General features: G+C 60.9%; 2 protein-coding genes. Both read right to left on the bottom strand.

Features of this window, described 5'->3' with window-relative positions:
- Positions 1 to 118: 118 nt before the first annotated feature.
- Positions 119 to 1,335 (bottom strand): IS3 family transposase gene (locus AC1Q7H_RS39655; protein ID WP_234942778.1). Its coding sequence is split into 2 segments (ribosomal slippage): positions 119 to 1,086 and positions 1,086 to 1,335, totalling 1,218 coding nucleotides; the frame shifts between segments, so codons are not numbered across the junction.
- Between the two features lie 562 nt (positions 1,336 to 1,897).
- The gene (locus AC1Q7H_RS39650; RefSeq protein WP_492316797.1) at positions 1,898 to 3,040 is read right to left on the bottom strand and encodes an IS110 family RNA-guided transposase; all 1,143 of its coding nucleotides are present in this window, start codon (positions 3,038 to 3,040) and stop codon (positions 1,898 to 1,900) included.
- Between the last annotated feature and the right edge of the window lie 20 nt (positions 3,041 to 3,060).

Here is a 3,060-nt window from a genome sequence, read left to right as displayed (position 1 = left end):
GCCGATTAAGCAAGGTTCGCGATTAGCAAAATGCTCCAGAAAGACTGCTCGCTTAAGACGTTTGCTCATGATCTCGCTGGGGTTACCCCGTTTCATCGGACAGATCTGCATTTGAATTTTATGTCGATGGGTTTTCTCCTTGTAATGGGGCGGTGTAGGCCCGGTGTAGCGGCGGATTCATGACACCGACAGGTAGCTTTTCAAATTCCTGCGGGGAGAGATAGCCCAGAGCACTGTGCAGGCGGTGCGGGTTGTACCAGCCTTCGAGGAAAGTAAACAGCGCTTGGCGGGCCTCGTCGTGCGAGACAAATCGAGTGCGCGCGAGCAGCTCACATTCGAGCGTAGCAAAAAAGCTCTCGCACATTGCATTGTCGAAGGCGTCTCCCACCGAACCCATTGAGGGGCGCACACCGGCTTCACGGCAACGTCGCCCGAACGCAATGGAGGTGTACTGGCACCCTTGATCCGAGTGGTGAATGACATCCTCGGGGCGGCGCTGCGCGAGCGCCATATCCAGCGCCTGCAGCATCAACTCGGTACGCAGATAGCTGCCCATAGCCCAGCCAACAATCCGGCGGCTGAACACATCCAACACCACCGCGAGATAGAAGAAGCCTGCTGCGGTCGGTATGTAGGTCGCATCGGCGACCCACAGACGGTTCGGTGCGTCAGCTTGGAAGTGGCGCTGCACGAGATCTGGAGCCGGTCGTGCCCCAAGTGCTCGCCGTGTGGTCTTTACCCAGCGACGCCGGCTCACGCCGCGCAGGCCCGCTTCACGCATCAGGCGCGTCACGCGCTTGCGCCCGACGTGTATTCCTTGCCGGGCCAGCGTCGCGTGAATGCGCGGCATGCCATAGGTGCCGTGCGAACGCGCGTAGATGACCCGGATGCGTGCCAGCAGGTCCATATCTCGCAGCGCATGGGCCGATGGCCGGCGTTGATTCCACGCATGGAAACCGCTGCGCGAGACCTTGAGCAGCCGTGCCATGGTCGCCAAGGGCCAGGTGGCCTGGTTCGCCTTCATGAATTCGAACCCTTGTCGGGTACCGTTCCGGTCTCCCGGGCGAACCAGGCCGCGGCTTTTGCCAATATATCGCGCTCCATCTTGACCTGACGAAGCTCTCTACGAAGACGGGTCAGTTCCTGACGCTCAGCAGTGCTCAGGCCATCGTGACGCTTTCCGGCGTCGCGGTCGGCTTGCGCGACCCAGTTGTAGATGGTCTGGGCAGTGGGTTCGAATTCCTTGGCCAGGTCTTCCGGCGTCCGGCCGGCATGGACCAGGTCAATCATTTGCTGCCGGAAAGCGTCGGCATACGGCGCTCGAGTTTTGGCCATGATGGGTACCCCCTACGGTTCAAGATAGTGGGTGTCCAAAAAAGCGGGTCATCTCCACGCCGGACTCCTGGTCGACCCAGTGCACCTGAAAGACGCTTTTTGCAATGTCCACTCCCACGGGCGCGAGTTTCATTTTGAATCTCCGGTTGGCTGCCTAGCCTAGGGATCCTCATCATCCCCCCAGACGGCAATATCCGATGTCTCTACGTCGGCGAGAATTTACCGTGCTTGGTGGTCTCCACGGCCCCCCGCAGGTGGGAGGCGTTCATTCCATTTCCCGTGTCAATCGAGATTGGTTTGATTCCGCTTCACAGTTTCATGTTGTTCCCCCACCATGCCAATTTCCTAAGGGCGACGTAGCAGTAAGTATCGACGGTGGATCGCACTGATATCCGCGGGTTGGTTACCGCATTACAGAGGTCCGCCCAATGAGCCTGGCGCTATCTAACGCCGCAAGTCGGATGGAATCCGTTGCCTAGTCAAGCCGCGGGTTGCTCGTGTGCCGGGCTACGCCGCCTTCAGGAAACTGGCTCCGCAGTAGGTGTGGGTATATGTTGGCCGGTTACGTTGTCTGCGCCTCGTTCGGTACGGCAAGCGACATCGCGAGTTGGCTGATGTCCCAGATGAAGCCGCTGAGTTCGCGGGCCACCGCGACGGCCGCAATGTTCGGGTTCTTGCCGCGTGCGGCAAGTCTGCGATAGCGCCGGCACAGTCGAACTTGGGCATCCCAGGAGCGGTCAATGATGGCCTTTGGGATGCCTTCGTGCCGGCGCTGGATCTCGGGGCTCACGCGTGCCGGATGGCGGTAACTCCAGGCCGCCTCGACCAGCAGCTTTCTTGCATAGCTATTGCCATTCTTGGTGATGCTGCCCTGGCGCCGCTTGTCCCCCGACGAGTGTTCGGAGGGCGTCACGCCAAGCCAGGCCATCAGTTGGCGCGGATGCGCGAAGCGCGAGAGATCGCCCAACTCGGCGAGCATGCCTACCGCCGTGGTGAACTGCACGCCGCGCATGGTCTGCAAGCCCAGTACGGCCGGATAGAAGCGCCAGTTGACTACTGCCTCGCGCAGGGCCGCTTCAAGACGGCTGCATTGCGCGATCCGATCCTCGATGGTGCGTCGATATTCGTCAAAGGCAAGTTGCTGCCACGCACTGTCGAAGGCAAAGGCACTCAGCCAGCGCCTGTGCGCCGGTCCCCAGTCGGCTTTGCCGCTGTAGCGGACCCCGTGCGCAAGCAGAAAGGCCTTGAGCCGTTGGCGGGCGCGCTTCAGATCGTCCTTGGCACTGACCCAGCCGCGTGACAGATCCCGGAATGCTTCATCTTCCACGCTGGGCACGTACACCGCTGACAGGTCACCGGCGCGATGCGATCGCACGAGCTTGATCGCATCGCGCCGATCGGTCTTGACACGCTCGCCGGGCTTCCTGGGGATTAGCGACGGCGCGCATACCATGCACTCGAATCCCTTTCCTGCAAGCTGCCGGTACAGCCCATATCCGCAGGGGCCGGCCTCGTAGACAATCCGGATGTGGCGCGCTTTGGACTGCAGGCGCTTGCACAGGCGATCGATATCGGCCTTCGACGTACCAATCTTGCCAAGCAGTTCCACCTCGCCCATGCCGAGTGCATAGGCGACGGTAATCGAGTCCTTAGAGACGGTTTCAAGTGCGACACGTGTCGCCGTCCGCCGCGCGTCAAGCGGCATGATGTAGGGATGGCAAAGCT

The sequence above is a fragment of the Cupriavidus sp. GW823-FHT06D04 genome (genome assembly GCF_058795055.1).
Note: the sequence above shows the minus strand (reverse complement) of the source record. Positions and strands in the feature narration are given on the sequence as shown.

Excerpts from the sequence above, each read along its gene's own strand:
- AC1Q7H_RS39650 (WP_492316797.1), bottom strand. The coding sequence starts at position 3,040 with ATGCCGCTTGACGCGCGGCGGACGGCGACACGTGTCGCACTTGAAACC.